Source organism: Rhodococcus sp. (in: high G+C Gram-positive bacteria), from assembly GCF_049299235.1.
In the GTDB taxonomy this organism is placed as follows: domain Bacteria; phylum Actinomycetota; class Actinomycetes; order Mycobacteriales; family Mycobacteriaceae; genus Rhodococcus.
Genome location: NZ_JBAQXC010000240.1, coordinates 1 through 17586 on the forward strand (window position 1 = coordinate 1; position 17586 = coordinate 17586).

Here is a 17586-nt window from a genome sequence, read left to right on the forward strand (position 1 = left end):
GGGCCGTCCCGCCGGGGTGCTCGGCGACGAACACCGGGTCGGCGTCGCTCGCGGTGGTACCGGCCGAAGCGCGGACCGCCGCGGCCTCACGCTTGGCGAGCACCTTGCGAGTATGTGCCGCGATCGGGCCACGCCACTCCTTCAACGTCACGACCAGCGGCGTTGCAAAGAAGATCGACGAGTAGGCACCGACGACGATACCGACCAACTGGACCAGTGCGAGATCCTTGAGCGTGCCGACACCGAGCAGCCACACGGCGATCACCATCAGCGCAATCACCGGAAGCACCGAGATGATCGTGGTGTTGATCGACCGCATCAGGGTCTGGTTGACGGCCAGATTCGCCTGTTCGGCGTAGGTGCGCCGATGCAGATGCAGAATGCCGCGGGTGTTCTCCTCGACCTTGTCGAACACGACGACCGAGTCGTACAACGAGAAGCCGAGGATGGTGAGCAACCCGATGACGGTCGCGGGCGAGACCTCGAAACCGACCAGCGAATAGATGCCTGCGGTGACGATCATGTCGAAGAACAGTGCGACGATCGCGGCGATTGCCATGTCCCGTTCGTAGCGCGCGGCGATGTAGATGCTCACGATCACGAGGAACACCACGAGTGCGATGAGCGCCTTCTGCGTGATCTGCCCGCCCCAGGTTTCACTGACGTCGGCAACGCTGATCGAGTTGCGCGAGGGCACCCCGTCGCTGTCGGTGGGCTGAAACTCTTCGAACAGGGCCGACTGCACTGCGTTGACCTGGGTGAGATCGAGCGCCTCGGAACGGATCTGGATGGTCGCGCCGGAACCGGATCCGACCGTTTGAACGGCGACCGGCTCGGTGCCGAGGGTGTCGCTGTACACGGTCTCGACCTGCTCGACGGTCACGCCCTCGACGGCCGGCATCTGAATGCGGGTGCCGCCCTCGAAGTCGATGCCCCAGGAGAAGCCGCGGATGAGCATGCTCAGCAACGCGACGAGCACGATGCCGCCGGTGAGCAGGTAGTAGAACTTGCGCCGGCCGACGATGTCGAATCCGCCGGTGCCGGTGTACAGGCGCGATAATCCGCTGTGCTGCGGTGCTGCCGTGGTCGTGTCGGTCATCGTCACGCCTCCTTCGCCGAGGACGCTGCGAGCTGACGCTCACGCGCCACCTGCTGGATGGCGCCGAGACCGTTGACGCTCGGCTTGGACCAGAATTTCGACGTGGACGCCAGATGCACCAGCGGCCACGTCACCAGGAATACGACGACAACGTCCAAGATGGTGGTCAGGCCGAGAGTGAACGCGAAGCCTCGCACCTGCCCGACGGCGAGGAAGTACAACACCGCCGCGGCGATGAAGCTGACCGCGTTGCCGGACAGGATGGTGCGGCGGGCGCGTGCCCAGCCGCGCGGAACCGCCGAGCGGAAGCTGCGACCTTCCCGGATCTCGTCCTTGATGCGTTCGAAGAACACCACGAACGAGTCGGCAGTCATACCGATACCGATGATCAAACCGGCGATTCCTGCCAGATCCAGGGTGTAGCCGATGTAGCGACCGAGCAGCACCATGATCGCGTACACGGCCAGACCCGACAGCACCAGAGACAATGCGGTGAGCAGACCGAGCATCCGGTAGTAGGCGAGGCAGAACAGCAGAACCGCGAGCAGACCGACGGCCCCGGCGATCAGACCGGCCTGCAGTGACGCGAACCCGAGAGTCGCGGAGACCGTCTCGGCTTCGGACGCGACGAACGAGAGCGGAAGTGAACCGTACTTGAGGGTGTTCGCCAACTCGGTTGCCTGTGTGTTCGTGAAGTTGCCGGTGATCGACGTGGCGCTGCCGGCAGGTGTGGCGCCCTGGATGACGGGGGCGCTGACCACCTTCGAGTCGAGCGTGAACGCGGCCTGCTGGCCGATGTTCGCGGCCGTGAACTGCGCCCAGGTATTGCTGCCTTCGCTGTCGAAGGTCAAGCTGACCTCGTAGCGCGACTGCTGGCTGTTGAAACCGGCCGAGGCGTCGGAGATCTGCTGGCCGTCGATGATGCTGGGGCCGAGCAGATAGACGGACGTTCCGTCCGTCGAGCACGCGACGAGCGGCAGAGCCGGATCGTCGTTGCCCGCGAGCGGATCGGCGACCGAACAGTCCAGGGACATCGCAGCCTGCTGCTGGATCGCGGGATCCTCGCTCTGGCGCAGCGCCTTCGCCGCGGCGATGTCCGCGGCGGCCTGCTCCTGCGGGTCGAGATCGCCGGGGGCAGGCGGCTCCGGTGCGGGAGGCGCAGGGGTAGCGGTCTCGGGTACCGGATTGTCCGGGGCGACAGGGGTGTCCGTCGGCTCCTGCGCCGGGAACGGTCTGCCCTGCGGCTCGGGATTCTCCGGTGCCGGATTCTCTGGCACCTGCTCACCCGGCGCCGACTCTGCCGGAGCCTGCGTGCCCGGAGCCTGCGTGTCCGGAGCCTGCGTGTCCGGGGTCGGGACCTCCGGATTCTGGGCGTCGGGGTTCTGGGCCGCCGTGTTCGCGCTGGCGATCGGGCCACCGATCACCGGCCGGATGTAGAGACGCGCCGTCTGACCGAGTGTCTTGGCCTGGGCGCTGTCGTCGCCGGGCACCGTGATGACCAGATTGTCGCCGTCGACGACCACCTCGGATCCGGACACACCGAGCCCGTTGACCCGAGTCTCGATGATCTGCTGTGCCTGCCGGAGACTGTCCTGACTCGGGCTGGTGCCGTCCGGGGTGCGGGCGGTGAGCGTCACGCGGGTCCCGCCCTGGAGGTCGATACCGAGCTTCGGCGTCGGCGACTTGTCACCGGTGAAGAAGACCAAGGCATACAGCGCCACCAGAATCGCCCCGAACAGGGCTAGGGAACGCGCTGGATGCACCGATCCATTGGAAGGTGCCACGGTCAGTCAGTCTCCTCGATCCGAGTGAGTGGTTCGGTGGTGGCGGTCGCGGGGACCGCCGCGGGGCGGCACCCGAGAACCCCCGATGCCGCAGCCGCGTTGACGCTCAGTGCTCGACGGGACGACCGGCCGGCGGATCGGTGTCGTCGTCCTTGCCGAACGAGACCGTACCCGCCTCGGTGTCGTCGACAGCGGTGGTCTCCTCTTCGATCCGCTCACGCACCACCAGGCGCGCCCACGTGGTCACGACACCGGGCGCGATCTCGAGGTCGACGGTGGTGTCGGACAATGCCGCGACCGTCGCGTGCAGACCCGCGGTCGTCGCGACACGGTCGCCGACCCGCAGCGAATCCTGCAACTCCGTGACCTTGTGCATCTCCTTCTTCTGGCGCCGGATCCCGAGGAAGGTGGGCACCAGTAGGGCAAGAATCAAGAGTGGGAAAAGCAGTTCCATCGTTGAAGTCAGTCCTCGGTGTCGGTAGGCAAGCGGTCGTGACCGTGACGGTGACGTCACAGCACACGCGAACGGCCTCCACGGACCGACGCAATAGACCAGTGTGCCATCACTGTCCGACCGGACAGTGCACCCGCCACCGCGCAGCGCACTCAGTCACCGTCGAACACGTCGAGCTGCGGTTCCCGCGCCCGAACCTCGATGCCGCCCGTCGCCGCGTCCGGCGGCGGTGTCAGACCCAGTTGCAGCCACGCGGCCTGCGTCGCGACCCGGCCACGCGGAGTACGCGCAATCATGCCCGCACGCACCAGGAACGGTTCGCATACTTCTTCGACGGTGGCCGGTTCCTCCCCGACCGCGACTGCGAGGGTCGACACCCCGACCGGACCCCCGCCGAAACTGCGTACCAGGGCGCCGAGCACCGCGCGGTCCAGCCGGTCCAGGCCGATCTGGTCCACGTCGTAGACCGCCAGCGCCGCGTGCGCGATCTCACGGGTGACGACACCATCGGCACGCACATCCGCGTAGTCCCGAACGCGCCGCAACAACCGGTTCGCGATGCGCGGGGTACCCCGGGACCGACCGGCGATCTCCGCACCCGCATCCGCGCGCAACTCGATACCGAGGATTCGCGCCGAACGATGCAGGATCTGCTGCAGTTCGGCGGGCTCGTAGAAGTCCATGTGCGCGGTGAAACCGAACCGATCGCGCAGCGGGCCGGTCAGCGCACCGGAACGGGTGGTCGCACCGACGAGCGTGAACGGGGCGACCTCGAGCGGAATCGAGGTGGCGCCCGGGCCCTTGCCGACGACGACGTCGACGCGGAAATCTTCCATCGCGAGGTACAACATTTCCTCGGCGGGCCGGGCAATGCGGTGGATTTCGTCGATGAACAACACGTCGCCCTCCGCGAGGTTCGACAGCATCGCGGCCAGGTCACCGGCGCGTTCGAGGGCCGGCCCGGACGTGAGCCGCAGCGACGTGCCGAGTTCGGCGGCGACGATCATCGCCATCGACGTCTTGCCGAGACCCGGCGGGCCCGACAGCAGGATGTGATCGGGGGTACCGCCGCGCAGTTTCGCTGCGCGCAGCACGAGTTGGAGTTGTTCGCGTACCCGCGGCTGGCCGATGAAGTCGTCGAGGCTCTTCGGCCGCAGGCTCGTCTCGATGTCACCGTCGGACGGCAGGTGCTCGGCCGTCACCGGCGACGGATCGTCGCGGTCGGCGGTTGCCCGCGCGCGATCGAATTCGTGGTATTCGCCTGTCACCGCGACCTGCCGAGAAGCTTGAGCGCGGCACGCAGAGCTGTCGACACCTCCGCGCCAGGGTCGTCCGCGAGCACCGTGTCGGTAGCCGGTTCTGCCTGCTTGATCGTGAATCCGAGACCGACGAGCGCCTCGACGATCTGGTCACGGATCGGCGAACCCGAGACTGTCGGCGTGGCATCGCCTGCCCCCGTGAAGACGGCCACCTTGTCCCGCAGTTCGACGACCATACGGTCGGCACCCCTCTTGCCGATACCCGGCACCCGGGTCAGGGCCGCGGTGTTGCCGTCTGCAAGAGCTGCTCGCAGCGCATCGGGTTCCAGGACCGCGAGCGTGGCCATCGCCAGTCGCGGACCGACCCCGGAGACGGTCTGCAGCAGCCCGAACAACTCGCGGGCCTCCCTGCTGGCGAACCCGTAGAGGGTCATCGAGTCTTCCCGCACGATCATCGACGTGACCAGCCGGGCTTCCTCGCCCCGCCGCAGCGTGCCGAGCGTCGCCGGAGTCGCGTTGACCCGGTAGCCGATCCCGCCGGCCTCGACGACGACATGATCGAGGGCGATCTCGAGCACTTCGCCACGCACCGACCCGATCACTGGGCACCCGCCTCTCGTGCGGCTGCCTGCTCGCGCAACCGCTCTTCGTATCGTCGTTTCTGGTCTGCGGCCGCGGCCTCGGCTGCGGCGAGGCGCGCAAGCATCGGCGCACGCCAGCAGTGCGCGACCGCGAGTGCGAGTGCGTCCGCGGCGTCGGCCGGCTTCGGAGCCGTCTCGAGCTCGAGAATGCGCGTGATCATGGCCGTCACCTGCTTCTTGTCGGCGCTGCCATTTCCGGTGACCGCTGCCTTGACCTCGCTGGGGGTATGGAACATGACGGGAATCGAGCGGCGAGCAGCGGCGAGCGCGACGACGCCACCCGCCTGCGCGGTTCCCATTGCGGTCCGCACATTGTGCTGCGCGAAGACCCGCTCGACGGCGACCACATCCGGTCGGTAGCGGTCCATCCATTCCTCGGCGGACTCGGCGATCCGGAGCAGGCGCTGCGCGAGATCGAGGTCGGTGGGCGTCCGCACCACTCCGACGGCCACGGGAAGGACCTCGCGGCCGCGTCCGGTGTCGACCACACCGAGCCCGCACCGGGTCAGGCCGGGATCGACACCCATGACACGCACCCGACCCACCTCTCACCGTCACGAACACCTGTTCGAGAGCATAGCCGCCTGGGCTGCGCGTCGGCAGTGGGACACGCAGCCCCGGCGGCACGGCGATGTCGTTCAGGCGTCGAGTTCGGCGAGCACCTCGTCGGAGACGTCCACGTTGGTGTAGACGTTCTGCACGTCGTCGCAGTCCTCGAGCGCGTCGACCAGCTTGAAGACCTTGCGGGCTCCTTCGGCATCGACGGGCACCTCGACCGACGCCCGGAAATCCGGATCGGCCGAGTCGTAGTCGATTCCGGCGTCGACCAGCGCGGTCCGCACCGGGATCAGATCGGAGGCGTCGGAGACGATCTCGAAGCTGTCCCCGAGATCGTTGATCTCTTCGGCACCGGCCTCGAGCACTACCTCGAGCAGGTCGTCCTCGGAACGGTCGTTCTTCTCCATCACGACCACGCCCTTGCGCGTGAACAGGTACGACACCGAACCGGGATCCGCCATGTTGCCGCCGTTGCGGGTCATCGCGGTACGCACCTCACCGGCCGCACGGTTGCGATTGTCGGTCAGGCACTCGATGAGGATCGCGACACCGTTGGGCCCGTAGCCCTCGTAGGTGATGTTCTGCCAGTCGGCACCGCCGGCTTCCTCGCCGCCGCCACGCTTGCGGGCCCGTTCGATGTTGTCGTTGGGGACCGAACTCTTCTTCGCCTTCTGGATGGCGTCGTACAGCGTCGGGTTGCCCGAGGGGTCGCTGCCACCCGTCCGGGCCGCCACCTCGATGTTCTTGATCAACTTCGCGAACATCTTGCCGCGCTTGGCGTCGATGACCGCCTTCTTGTGCTTGGTGGTGGCCCATTTGGAGTGGCCGCTCATTCGCTTCGAGCCCCTTCCGGCGAGGTGAAGTCGGCATACACCGACAGGTCGGAACGTGAATTCTACTCCCGCGTGATCACGCTTTCCGGACGGCATCCACGAACATCCGATGGACCCGCAGGTCGCCGGTGACCTCCGGATGGAACGACGTCGCCATCACGGCGCCCTGACGCACTGCGACGACCCGCCCCGCGGCCGGTCCCTCCGGCACTGTGGCGAGCACTTCCACGCGCGAACCGACCCTCTCGACCCACGGGGCCCGGATGAACACGGCACGCACCGGCCCGTCGTCGACGCCCCGCATCGCGAGGTCCGCCTCGAACGAGTCGACCTGCCGCCCGAATGCGTTGCGTCGCACCGTGATATCGAGCGCATCGAGATGTTCGGCGTCAGGTCGGGTATCGAGAACTCGCGACGCGAGCAGAATCATCCCGGCGCAGGAGCCGTAGGCGGGCAGGCCGCCCTTCAGTCGCGCACGGAGCGGCTCGAGCAGATCGAACACGCGAAGTAGCCGGCTCATCGTGGTCGATTCACCACCGGGGATGACCACACCGTCGATGCCGTCGAGCTCACTTTCGCGACGGAGCGCGATCGTGCGCGCACCGGCCGCGTCGAGCGCGGCTCGGTGCTCGCGGACGTCGCCCTGCAATGCCAGCACGCCGATGGTCGGTGTGGTACCCACGAAAACTACCTGCCTGTTCGTTGTGCCACCAGGGATTCCCGGCGGGTGTGTTCACGAATCGTGCAGGTAGCGAGCCAGTCCTTCCTGCACGACCGCAGCAACCATGTTGCCGTTCCGGTCGAAGATCCGCCCCTGCGTCAGCGCGCGCCCGAATCCGGCGGACGGGGAGGTCTGGTCGTAGAGCAGCCAATCGTCGGCGCGGAACGGTCGCATGAACCACATCGCGTGATCGAGGGACGCACCCTGGGTCTTCTCGTCGGGATGGACCACGCTCGCCGATCCCAGCAGTGTCATGTCGCTCATGTAGGCGAGTGTGCACACATGGAAGACCGGGTCGTTCGGCAGCACTTCCCTGGAACGGAACCACACCTGCTGCTGCGCAGCCCAGCGACTCGACGTGTCCATCTGCTGCGGCGGTACGAACCTGAATTCCCACTCGGCCCATTCGATGCGCGCCCACCGCACCGTCTGATCGTCGAGGTCGTCCGGATCGGGTAGGTCCTCGGGCATCGGGACCCGCGGCATCGTGTCCTGATGCTCGATCCCCTGGTCCTCCCCGTGGAACGAGGCCGACATCGTGAAGATCGGTTTGCCGTCCTGCACCGCGGTCACCCGGCGCGTACAGAACGACCGGCCGTCGCGGATCCGATCCACGAGATAGACGATCTGCATCGTCGGATTGCCCGGGCGCAGAAAATAGCCGTGCAGCGAATGCACCGCGAATCCCGGTCCCACTGTCCGCACCGCCGACACCAAAGCCTGGCCCGCGACCTGTCCTCCGAATGTCCGCGGCAGCAACGTTTCCGTCGCAATGCCCCGGAAAATGTCCTTCTCGATCTGTTCGAGCGCCAGGATCTCTTCGATCTTCGCCATACCGGCCCCTTCCACTGTGCGGTTCAGGCTATAACGCGCCCGTCACCGCACGGTGATGGGAACCTTCGGCCGGTCACACCGAACGCCGGTTCCCATCATCCGGAGTGCACGGGGACCGGTTACCAGCCGCGCTCGGCGAGACGATGCGGCTGCGGGATGTCGTCGACGTTGATGCCGACCATCGCCTCACCGAGACCGCGGGAGACCTTCGCGAGGACGTCCGGATCGTCGAAGAACGTGGTTGCCTTGACGATCGCCGCGGCGCGCTGCGCCGGATTGCCGGACTTGAAGATGCCCGAACCGACGAACACGCCCTCGGCGCCGAGTTGCATCATCATCGCCGCGTCCGCCGGCGTCGCAATGCCACCCGCCGTGAACAGGGTGACCGGCAACTTGCCTGCCGTGGCAACCTCGACGACCAGGTCGTACGGCGCCTGCAGTTCCTTCGCCGCAACATACAGTTCGTCCTCGGGCAACGACGTCAAGCGGCGGATCTCCTGCCGGATCTGCCGCATGTGGGTCGTAGCATTGGAGACGTCACCCGTACCGGCCTCGCCCTTCGAACGGATCATCGCGGCACCCTCGTTGATCCGACGCAGTGCCTCACCGAGATTCGTCGCGCCACACACGAACGGCACCGTGAACGCGAACTTGTCGATGTGATTCGCGTAATCCGCCGGAGTCAGCACCTCGGATTCGTCGACGTAGTCCACACCGAGCGACTGCAGGATCTGCGCCTCGACGAAATGACCGATACGAGCCTTCGCCATCACCGGAATCGACACGGCCGCGATGATGCTCTCGATCATGTCCGGGTCGCTCATCCGGGACACCCCGCCCTGAGCGCGGATATCCGCCGGCACTCGCTCGAGTGCCATCACCGCGACCGCACCCGCATCCTCGGCGATCTTCGCCTGCTCGGCAGTGACGACGTCCATGATCACACCACCCTTGAGCATCTCGGCCATGCCGCGCTTGACGCGCGCCGTGCCAGTGGTGGGTGCGGATTCGGGGGTACTCACAATGAACTCCTACACATATGTATCTGCCGGACCGATGCCGACGGAAACACCGTGGTCCTCGACGGGTTCCGGGCGAGAAAATCCTACGACCGCACCCGGCGGTCCACCGATAGCCAGTCGCGCAGACCTGGCCTTGTTTCCCCAGTCACCGAAAACCCAGTCACCGAAAACCCCGTCACCGGATACCGCGAACCTCCGGTTCCACACGTCGCACTGCGACGTCCCGCGCCTCACCGAGCAGATCCGGCAGGTCCTGCGGATACACCGGTTCGCCCCGTTGCTGCACTTCCCGAACTTCGCCTTCGGTGAACCAGCGGTGTTCGAGCCGCATCGCGTGCTCCGACGCGGTCAAGCCCGCGGCGTCGACCGAGAAGACCGGTGCCTGCAACGCGAAGAACAACTCCTCCGAACGGATCACCTCACCGTTGAACGGGAACACCGCAACGCGACGCCACATCGGGCCGCACAGTCGCTCCGGGTCCGCCGTCAGGCCTGTTTCCTCCTGCAACTCCCGCACCGCCGCCGCACGTAGCGACTCCCCCACCTCGACTCCGCCGCCGACGGTGAACCAGAAACGCACGTCGGGTGTGGCCGGGTCGCTTCCACGCAGCAGCAGTACCCGGCCCTCGTCGTCGAACAGCACCACCCGCGCCGATGTGCGGGTCTCGTCCGGTGCCTGTACCGGATTCGCCGCGGCGCCGGAACGCTCGGCAATCTCGAAGAAGGTCGGGAGCGGCGCGGTACCGCCGAGATGCAGCCACCGCACCGGCCGGCGAGTGCGCAGCGCAAGCGTGTCGCGGACGGCATCGTTGTGGAAACGCCGGGCGATCATGACGCGCGCTTCAGCGTCCGCCAACTCTGCGATCAGCTGCGGTCGCAACCGTTCACTGTCGATCGTCGTGAGCGTCGACGACAGGGCGTTCTCGGTGACCTCCCGGTGACTCCGGTCCGCGCGTTCGGCGCGATCGGCGAGCACCGCGAGGCGTCTACCGTCTCCGGACGGCACCGACGCGGCGATACTGCGCACCACCACGGCACGCCTGGCCAGTGCCGCATCGAGCGCCTGCCACGACAGATCCGAACGCACATGGAGCCGATCGAGCCGGTTCGCGGTCGTGTACGCCCACAGGCCCAGGCCGACAACGATCGCCGCGATCACGGCAAGGACGAGAATCGTCATCGCACTCAGTGTCACGAGCGGACCTCCCGAACCCGGCCGGCACCGACCGTCACGGTTTCGTACACCCGCAGGATCTGCTCGGCGACCACCGGCCAGTCGTAGGTTCCCACCACCGAGGACCCCTCCGCGACGAGTTCCGCGCGGCGAGCGTCGTTGTCGAGAACGCCGAGGATGCCCGCGGCGAGTGCGTCGGAGTCGCCGACCGGCACCAGCACACCCGCACGACCGTCCCGCAGCACCCGACGGAAGGCGTCGAGTTCACTGGCAACGACTGCGGTACCGGCCGCCATCGCCTCGACCAGCACGATCCCGAAGCTCTCCCCTCCGAGGTTCGGGGCGCAGTACACGTCGGCGCTACGCATCGCCGACGCCTTGTCTGCGTCATCGACCTGCCCGAGCAGCCGAAGGTGCCCGGCATGGCGACCCGCTTCCTTTCGGAGCCGGTCCTCGTCGCCGCGACCGACCACGAGAACCTCGAGTTCCGGATACCTGTCGACGAGCGTCGGCAGCGCGCCGAGCAGGACATCCATGCCCTTGCGGGATTCGTCGTAGCGGCCGAGAAACAATACTGTCCGGCCGGCCCGCGGATAACCGGGCAGCGGTGCGGCATGGGCGAAGAACGGCACGTCGACACCGTTGGGGATTTCCACGGCATCGCCACCGAGCGAGGTCACCTGCCAGCGACGGGCGAGCTCGGACACCGCGATACGGCCGCTGATCTTCTCCAGATAGGGCTGCAGCACGCCCTGAAATGCGCTGAGCACGAGCGATTTCGTCGTCGACGTGTGGAAGGTCGCGACGATCGGCCCCTCGGCGACCTTCAGCGCCAGCATCGACAGGCTCGGTGCGTTCGGTTCGTGAATGTGCAGGACATCGAAGTCGTTGTCGTTGATCCAGCGCCGCACCCGCGCGTAGGACACCGGTCCGAAGCTGAGCCGCGCCACCGAACCGTTGTACGGGATGGCGACAGCCCGTCCGGCAGACACCACGAACGGCGGCAGCACCGTGTCCTCGGAGGCAGGCGCAAGCACGCTGACCTTGTGACCGCGTTCGATCAGTACCTGCGCGAGATCGACGACGTGCGCTTGCACCCCGCCCGGCACGTCGAACGAATACGGGCAGACCATGCCGATCCTCAACTACGCCTCCATCCGGGCGCGTCGTTCGGCCGACAGATCGTCGAGCCACAGTGGTTGCAGCATGTGCCAATCCGCCGGATGCTCGGCGATGTCGGCGGCGAACCGGTCGGCGAGGGCCTGGGTGGCTGTCGGGAGCCCACCGGTCACATCGATCTCCTCATGTATCCGGAATCCCCAGCCGTCGTCGGTGAACCAGCAGTGCACCGGCAGCAGCGCGGCACCGGTCTCGATGGCGAGTTTCGCGGGGCCGGCAGGCAGCCTGGTCGGTTCACCGAAGAATGTCACCGGCACACCTTTTCGGGCCAGGTCGCGTTCCCCCAGAAGAGCCACGATCCGATTGTCGCGCAAACGTGCGGACAGTTCGACGAACGGCGGGCTCTCACCACCGGACAGTGGGAACACCTCGAACCCGAGGTGTTCCCGGTAGTCGACGAACCGCCGGTACAGCGACTCCGGGCGCAGTCTCTCCGCGACCGTCGAAAACTGCCCGTAGGTACGGGCACACCACACCCCGGCCATGTCCCAGTTGCCACTGTGCGGCAGCGCCAGGATCGCGCCGCGCCCGTCGGCCAGCGCCTTCTCGATGTTCTCCCGTCCTTCGATCGACGAATCGAGCGACGCCGCGGTCGCGTCGAGGTCCATCGACGGCAACCGGAATGCCTCGCGCCAGTACCTCGCGTACGAACGCGTCGATCTGCGGATCAGGTCGTCGGGGACACGGTCGGGAGCGACGTCGAGCACGCGGGCCAGGTTGCGCCGCAACTGCTGTGGCCCGCCGCGCCGGCGCGCGGCGAGGTCTGCGCCCACGTCGAACAGTGCCTCGGCGACCGGATCGGGCAGCGCGCGCACAAGCCGCCATCCGGCGCCGTAGCCGAAGTCGGACAGGCGCTCGGTGAGTGTCATACCGCTTCCCCTTCGGCACCGGTGGCCGGGGTTGTCGGCAGCAGTTCCTTGGCACCGGGTGAACGACGTACGGCGATGACCCGCTGGAAAACCGTGATCACGGAACCAGCAGCGAGCAGCCACATCGCGACGTGTATTGCCCAGTCGATCCCGAGTCCGGTGATCCCGGCACCGACGAGCACGATGATCAGCCGGTCCGGGCGCTCGATGAGCCCGCCGTCTGCGGACAGTCCGCTCGCCTCGGCCCTGGCCTTCGCGTACGAAATGACCTGGGATGTCACGAGACAGATCAAGGTCGCGACGAACAACAGCCGACTCTGCTCGTGGTACACCGCCCACCACGCCAGGCCGGCGAAGATCGCACCGTCCGCAACCCGATCGCAGGTGGCGTCGAGCACGGCGCCGAACCGTGTTCCGCCACCGCGCGCCCGGGCCATGGCACCGTCGAGCATGTCGAACATCACGAACAGCCAGATGACCAGGGCTCCCAAGAACAGTTGCCCCATCGGGAACAGCGTCACCGCGGCGGCGACGGTTGCGACCGTGCCGATCAGTGTCACCGCATCGGGTGTCAAGCCGGTCCGGTTCAGTGCCTTGCCGAGCGGTGCGGTGGCCTTGGACACCGATGCCCGCCCGAAGTAGCTCAGCATCTCACGCCCCCGTCTCCCGATCTGTTCGTCCGCTTCGGGACCCGATCCTGCCACGACCCGCGACGATCCGTTTGCTGCCGGCGCGGAACCCGCGGAGATCGCACGCGCAGGTGGAGAACGTCACTCGTCCCACGCGGACGCCAACAGCGCCCGCGTATCACGCAGCAACTGGACCATCACCTTCGACCCGCCGAGGACCGTGATGAAATTCGCGTCGCCGCCCCACCGGGGAACCACGTGAAGATGCAGATGCTCCGACAACGAACCACCGGCTGCCGCACCGAGATTGAGACCGACGTTGAATCCGTGTGGCCGCGACACCCGCTTGATGACCGTCAGCGCGCGCTGCGCGAACTCCATCAGTTCGGCGCTCTCCTCCAGGGTCAGGTCCTCGAGGTTCGCCACCCGCCGGTACGGCACGACCATCAGGTGCCCCGGGTTGTACGGGTACAGATTGAGCACCGCATAGACGAACTCACCGCGCGCGACGACGAGCCCCTCCTCGTCCGTCATCTTCGGAATGTCGGTGAACGGTTCGTACGTGCCGTCTTCGGCCCGCGGCGACTCGGTGATGTACGACATGCGGTGCGGCGACCACAATCGCTGCAGATGGTCGGCTTCGCCGACACCCCGGTCGACGAGCGCATCGGTTTCGGCGGAGCCGCCGACTCGATCGCCGGTCACGACCCGAGCTCCGCGCCGCCGGGCGCGACGAGCGCCGCGGTCGGCGACGCATTCTCGCGGCGCCGAACCCAGTCGGTGACGACCCGCACGGCGTCGGCAACCGGCACACCGTTGACCTGGGTGCCGTCCCGGAACCGGAAGCTCACCGCACCTGCTTCGACGTCCCGTTCACCGGCCAGCAGCATGAACGGCACCTTCTGCGTGGTGTGGTTGCGGATCTTCTTCTGCATGCGGTCGTCGCTGAGATCGACCTCGGCGCGGATGCCCTCGGCCTTCAGCTGCCGGGTGACGTCGAGCAGATGGTCCGCGAAGTTCTCGGCGACCGGGATACCGACGACCTGCACCGGGGACAGCCACGCCGGGAACGCGCCCGCGTAGTGCTCGGTGAGGACACCGAAGAACCGTTCGATCGAACCGAACAGCGCCCGGTGGATCATCACCGGTCGATGCTTCGCACCGTCGGTGCCGGTGTATTCGAGCTCGAACAACTCGGGAAGGTTGAAGTCCAGCTGAATCGTCGACATCTGCCAGTTGCGGCCGAGCGCATCGTTGACCTGCACGGAAATCTTCGGACCGTAGAATGCGGCGCCACCCGGGTCCGGCACGAGATTCAGGCCCGACGCTTCCGCGACCTCGCGCAGCGTCTCGGTGGCCGTGTCCCACAGTTCGTCGCTGCCGACGAACTTCTTCGGGTTCTTCGTCGACAGTTCGAGGTAGTAGTCGTCGAGTCCGTAGTCCTTCAGCACATCGAGGATGAAGTTCAGGATCGTGGTGAGTTCGTCGCGCATCTGCTCGGGCGTGCAGAAGATGTGCGCGTCGTCCTGCGTCATGCCGCGCACGCGGGTCAGGCCGTGGACGACACCGGACTTCTCGTAGCGGTAGACGGAACCGAACTCGAACATCCGCAGCGGCAATTCGCGGTACGAGCGCCCACGCGACCGGAAGATCAGGTCGTGCATGGGGCAGTTCATCGGCTTGAGGTAGTAGTCCTGCCCCGGCTTGCGGACCGTGCCGTCGTCGTTCAGTTCCTCGTCGATGTGCATTGCGGGGAACATGCCGTCGCGGTACCAGTCGAGGTGCCCGGACACCTCGTACAGGTGTCCCTTGGTGATGTGCGGGGTGTTGACGAAGTCGTAGCCGGCCTTCACGTGGCGCTCGCGCGAGTAGTTCTCCATCTCCTGGCGGATGATGCCGCCCTTGGGATGGAACACCGGCAGACCCGAACCGAGTTCGTCGGGGAACGAGAACAGGTCGAGTTCGGCGCCGAGTTTGCGGTGGTCGCGGCGCTCCGCTTCGGCGAGCAGTTCGAGGTGCCGATCCTGCGCCTCGACGGATTCCCAGGCGGTGCCGTAGACGCGCTGAAGGTCCGCGTTGTCCTGGTCACCGCGCCAGTAGGCGGCGGAACTGCGGGTCAGCTTGAACGCGGGAATGAACTTGGTGGTCGGCAGGTGCGGGCCGCGGCACAGGTCCTTCCACACAACCTCGCCCGTCCGCGGGTTGAGATTGTCGTAGATCGTCAACTCGGCGCCGCCGACCTCCATGATCTCGGGGTCCGGCTCGACGTCGCCGCCGGCGGACTTGTCGTCGATCAGTTCCAGTTTGAACGGCTCGTCCTTCAATTCCGTGCGTGCGTCCTCGAGGTTCTCGACGACGCGGCGGGAGAAGCGCTGCGCGTCCTTGACGATCTTCTTCATCCGCTTCTCTAGCTTCGCCAGATCCTCCGGAGTGAAGGGCCTCTCGACCTGGAAGTCGTAGTAGAAGCCGTCCTTGATCGGCGGGCCGATGCCGAGCTTGGCTTCGGGGAACTCCTGCTGTACGGCCTGCGCGAGGACGTGCGCGGCGGAATGCCGGATGACACTGCGACCGTCCTCGGTGTCGGCGGCGACCGCCTCGACCTCGGCGTCGGCGTCGGGCGTCCACGACAGATCGCGCAGCATGCCCTCGCCGTCGCGGACGACGACTATCGTGTCGGGGCCTTTGACGGGCAGCCCGGCCTCACGCACGGCAGCACCGGCAGTGGTTCCCGCGGGCACCCGGACGAGTGTGGCTGATTTCGCGGATGCGGGCGTGGTCACTGTGGTGAGCTCCTCCGGCTGGATGCCTGACGGTGGACGATGGACGGTCGCACGGATGCGCACGTCGACAACCTCACCATGCTATCGGCACAGCCGGAATACGCTGCTATCGGCACGGTGCAGCCGTCGGCATCGGCGCCAGACCCGACCGAGCGCAGTTCGCGCCCCCGTCGGCCGGTGTCAGAGTTCGTTCAACCCGGTCAGTACTCGTTTGAGCAACTCCGCGCCGGGGCCGATCCGATCGACGGTTCGATGGACAGTGAGTTCACCCGAGGCTGCCAGGTCGCCGACGAGCACACGCGCGACGCCCAAGGGGATGCCGGCGAGCGCGGCGACCTCCATGATCGAACGCGGTTGCGCGCACAGCCCCAGAACGACTCGATGCTCATCGAGTCCTGCGATCGACCCGGAACTGCCGGATACCCCCATCAGCGCGGATGCCGAGACGAGCGCTTCGAGCGGAAGGTCTACTTCGGCGCGGGTACGCCCTTGGCTACGTACGAACGGGCGTACGAACGACGGCGCTTCCTGATCCATACCCATGTCCCCCACGCCGTTGTCCCCCACGCCGTTGCCCCCCACACCCTCTCCCCCCATAGCCCTGTCCCATGCGCGATCCTCGGACACCACGGGCATCGTCATCCCAACCGCTTCCGCAGGGACCGCCCCTCGAGCACCGTCCGCCACAGGATCATTGCCCATGTGCGCCCCGTCGGCCCCGATTTCCGTCGAGGCCGCGGCCGCGTGTTTCGGAATGTACGTTCGACGATTGCGCGCGGCCGAGCCGAATCTGGCGCCCGTCGCCCCCACGGCCGGCCATTGACTATCGGCGACACTCATCTCAGCCTCATCCTCCTCGCGGTGAGAACGATCCTGCCATCTGTCGCACCGGGGAGTGCGGTCGTGCAGGTCACAGCAGTCACGAGAGCCCCCCGATCCCCACGAGACGCGTCCGGGAGCGGGCATCGACGGCAACTGCCAGCATGCGCAGACAGCAAAAAGAGCACCCGCTACGGGGTGCTCTCGTGATCAAATTTCTACTGTGGTCCCGGCTGGGATCGAACCAGCGACCTTCCCGGTGTGAACGGGACGCTCTTCCACTGAGCCACGGGACCGTGCCGCCTCACAGCGGCTCGAACGAGAAGGAACACTAACACGCCTTCCGAATGAACACGAATCACCAGGTCAAGGCAAGTTCGGGATGCCTCGCGCGCTTCGGCCACCGGCATCACCCCCGGCACTGACGAGCCGTCGCGGCGGGAGTCGCCACCGGCCGACGACGATCGACGCGCGACCGTCCGAGCGCCCGGGTTCACGTTGCCATATTTGAGCGTTCACCTGCGGATTTGTGTGTTTCGGCGATGGTCGGCTAATGTTCTCAACCGCACCACGGAGAGCACAACGCCGCACGGTGCGAATGCGGATGTAGCGCAGCTGGTAGCGCATCACCTTGCCAAGGTGAGGGTCGCGGGTTCGAATCCCGTCATCCGCTCGAGAGGTTGGACTCGACCTTTTATGGTGGAGTGGCCGAGTGGTGAGGCAACGGCCTGCAAAGCCGTGCACACGGGTTCGATTCCCGTCTCCACCTCGCGCGATTAGCTCAGCGGGAGAGCGCTTCCCTGACACGGAAGAGGTCACTGGTTCAATCCCAGTATCGCGCACCACGATCGACCTGCACGTGGGTCGATCGGTTCGACAATCACGTGCATGCGGATGTAGCGCAGCTGGTAGCGCATCACCTTGCCAAGGT

Annotated in this window: 17 protein-coding genes and 4 tRNA genes; 3 read left to right on the top strand and 18 right to left on the bottom strand. The window is 66.6% G+C overall.

Features of this window, described 5'->3' with window-relative positions:
• From secF to WAX14_RS14300, 18 genes are all read right to left on the bottom strand, one after another.
• Positions 1-1099 (bottom strand): protein translocase subunit SecF (secF, locus tag WAX14_RS14215; protein ID WP_422628703.1); only part of this gene is annotated, 1099 nt, incomplete at its 3' end.
• A 2-nt stretch (positions 1100-1101) separates the two neighbouring features.
• Positions 1102-2883, bottom strand: a complete 1782-nt coding sequence (gene secD / locus WAX14_RS14220) for a protein translocase subunit SecD (protein WP_422628704.1) — start codon at positions 2881-2883, stop codon at positions 1102-1104.
• Positions 2884-2989: 106 nt separating this feature from the next.
• Positions 2990-3337, bottom strand: coding sequence for a preprotein translocase subunit YajC (yajC, locus tag WAX14_RS14225; protein WP_422628705.1), 348 nt, complete (start codon positions 3335-3337; stop codon positions 2990-2992).
• 152 nt (positions 3338-3489) lie between these two features.
• Positions 3490-4605: a Holliday junction branch migration DNA helicase RuvB gene (gene ruvB / locus WAX14_RS14230; protein WP_422628706.1), complete on the bottom strand. Its 1116-nt coding sequence runs from the start codon at positions 4603-4605 to the stop codon at positions 3490-3492.
• A complete protein-coding gene (ruvA, locus tag WAX14_RS14235; RefSeq protein ID WP_422628707.1) occupies positions 4602-5198 on the bottom strand; it encodes a Holliday junction branch migration protein RuvA in 597 nt (198 codons plus the stop codon). Before ruvA ends, ruvB begins: the two co-directional genes overlap by 4 nt.
• Positions 5195-5773: a crossover junction endodeoxyribonuclease RuvC gene (ruvC, locus tag WAX14_RS14240; RefSeq protein WP_422628708.1), complete on the bottom strand. Its 579-nt coding sequence runs from the start codon at positions 5771-5773 to the stop codon at positions 5195-5197. The genes ruvA and ruvC overlap by 4 nt, the downstream gene beginning before the upstream one ends.
• A gap of 102 nt (positions 5774-5875) precedes the next feature.
• The gene (locus tag WAX14_RS14245) at positions 5876-6628 is read right to left on the bottom strand and encodes a YebC/PmpR family DNA-binding transcriptional regulator (protein WP_422628709.1); all 753 of its coding nucleotides are present in this window, start codon (positions 6626-6628) and stop codon (positions 5876-5878) included.
• Between the two features lie 76 nt (positions 6629-6704).
• Positions 6705-7310, bottom strand: a complete 606-nt coding sequence (gene pdxT, locus WAX14_RS14250; RefSeq protein ID WP_422628710.1) for a pyridoxal 5'-phosphate synthase glutaminase subunit PdxT — start codon at positions 7308-7310, stop codon at positions 6705-6707.
• 51 nt (positions 7311-7361) lie between these two features.
• Entirely contained in the window at positions 7362-8183 is an 822-nt protein-coding gene (locus tag WAX14_RS14255; RefSeq protein ID WP_422628711.1) for an acyl-CoA thioesterase, read from the bottom strand.
• Positions 8184-8302: 119 nt separating this feature from the next.
• Positions 8303-9205, bottom strand: coding sequence for a pyridoxal 5'-phosphate synthase lyase subunit PdxS (gene pdxS, locus WAX14_RS14260; RefSeq protein WP_422628712.1), 903 nt, complete (start codon positions 9203-9205; stop codon positions 8303-8305).
• A gap of 175 nt (positions 9206-9380) precedes the next feature.
• Positions 9381-10400 (bottom strand): NUDIX hydrolase, encoded by a 1020-nt coding sequence (locus tag WAX14_RS14265; RefSeq protein WP_422628713.1) that lies wholly within the window; start codon positions 10398-10400, stop codon positions 9381-9383.
• On the bottom strand, positions 10397-11524 hold the full coding sequence (locus WAX14_RS14270) for a glycosyltransferase family 4 protein (protein WP_422628714.1): 1128 nt from the start codon (positions 11522-11524) through the stop codon (positions 10397-10399). The genes WAX14_RS14265 and WAX14_RS14270 overlap by 4 nt, the downstream gene beginning before the upstream one ends.
• Complete coding sequence (locus tag WAX14_RS14275; protein ID WP_422628715.1) at positions 11525-12427, bottom strand: phosphatidylinositol mannoside acyltransferase; 903 nt, start codon at positions 12425-12427, stop codon at positions 11525-11527.
• On the bottom strand, positions 12424-13077 hold the full coding sequence (pgsA, locus tag WAX14_RS14280; protein WP_422628719.1) for a phosphatidylinositol phosphate synthase: 654 nt from the start codon (positions 13075-13077) through the stop codon (positions 12424-12426). Before pgsA ends, WAX14_RS14275 begins: the two co-directional genes overlap by 4 nt.
• 120 nt (positions 13078-13197) lie before the next feature.
• Positions 13198-13761, bottom strand: a complete 564-nt coding sequence (locus WAX14_RS14285; protein WP_422628716.1) for an HIT family protein — start codon at positions 13759-13761, stop codon at positions 13198-13200.
• On the bottom strand, positions 13758-15836 hold the full coding sequence (gene thrS / locus WAX14_RS14290) for a threonine--tRNA ligase (RefSeq protein WP_422628717.1): 2079 nt from the start codon (positions 15834-15836) through the stop codon (positions 13758-13760). The genes WAX14_RS14285 and thrS overlap by 4 nt, the downstream gene beginning before the upstream one ends.
• 180 nt (positions 15837-16016) lie before the next feature.
• Positions 16017-16418, bottom strand: coding sequence for a DUF742 domain-containing protein (locus tag WAX14_RS14295; RefSeq protein WP_422628718.1), 402 nt, complete (start codon positions 16416-16418; stop codon positions 16017-16019).
• 461 nt (positions 16419-16879) lie between these two features.
• Positions 16880-16951 (bottom strand) — tRNA-Val (locus WAX14_RS14300).
• 304 nt (positions 16952-17255) lie between these two features.
• On the opposite strand from WAX14_RS14300, the gene WAX14_RS14305 reads away from it, so the two are divergent.
• The 3 genes from WAX14_RS14305 to WAX14_RS14315 all read left to right on the top strand — a co-directional run bounded on the left by WAX14_RS14305 (position 17256) and on the right by WAX14_RS14315 (position 17500).
• Positions 17256-17328, top strand: a tRNA-Gly gene (locus WAX14_RS14305).
• 25 nt (positions 17329-17353) lie between these two features.
• Positions 17354-17424: transfer RNA gene (locus tag WAX14_RS14310), tRNA-Cys, on the top strand.
• A gap of 1 nt (position 17425) precedes the next feature.
• Positions 17426-17500: transfer RNA gene (locus tag WAX14_RS14315), tRNA-Val, on the top strand.
• Positions 17501-17586: the final 86 nt, after the last annotated feature.

Bases quoted from the DNA above. Each gene is read 5' to 3' on its own strand.
- pgsA (WP_422628719.1), bottom strand. From the start codon at position 13,077: ATGCTGAGCTACTTCGGGCGGGCATCGGTGTCCAAGGCCACCGCACCG.
- yajC (WP_422628705.1), bottom strand. From the start codon at position 3,337: ATGGAACTGCTTTTCCCACTCTTGATTCTTGCCCTACTGGTGCCCACC.
- WAX14_RS14245 (WP_422628709.1), bottom strand. From the start codon at position 6,628: ATGAGCGGCCACTCCAAATGGGCCACCACCAAGCACAAGAAGGCGGTC.
- WAX14_RS14275 (WP_422628715.1), bottom strand. From the start codon at position 12,427: ATGACACTCACCGAGCGCCTGTCCGACTTCGGCTACGGCGCCGGATGG.
- WAX14_RS14255 (WP_422628711.1), bottom strand. From the start codon at position 8,183: ATGGCGAAGATCGAAGAGATCCTGGCGCTCGAACAGATCGAGAAGGAC.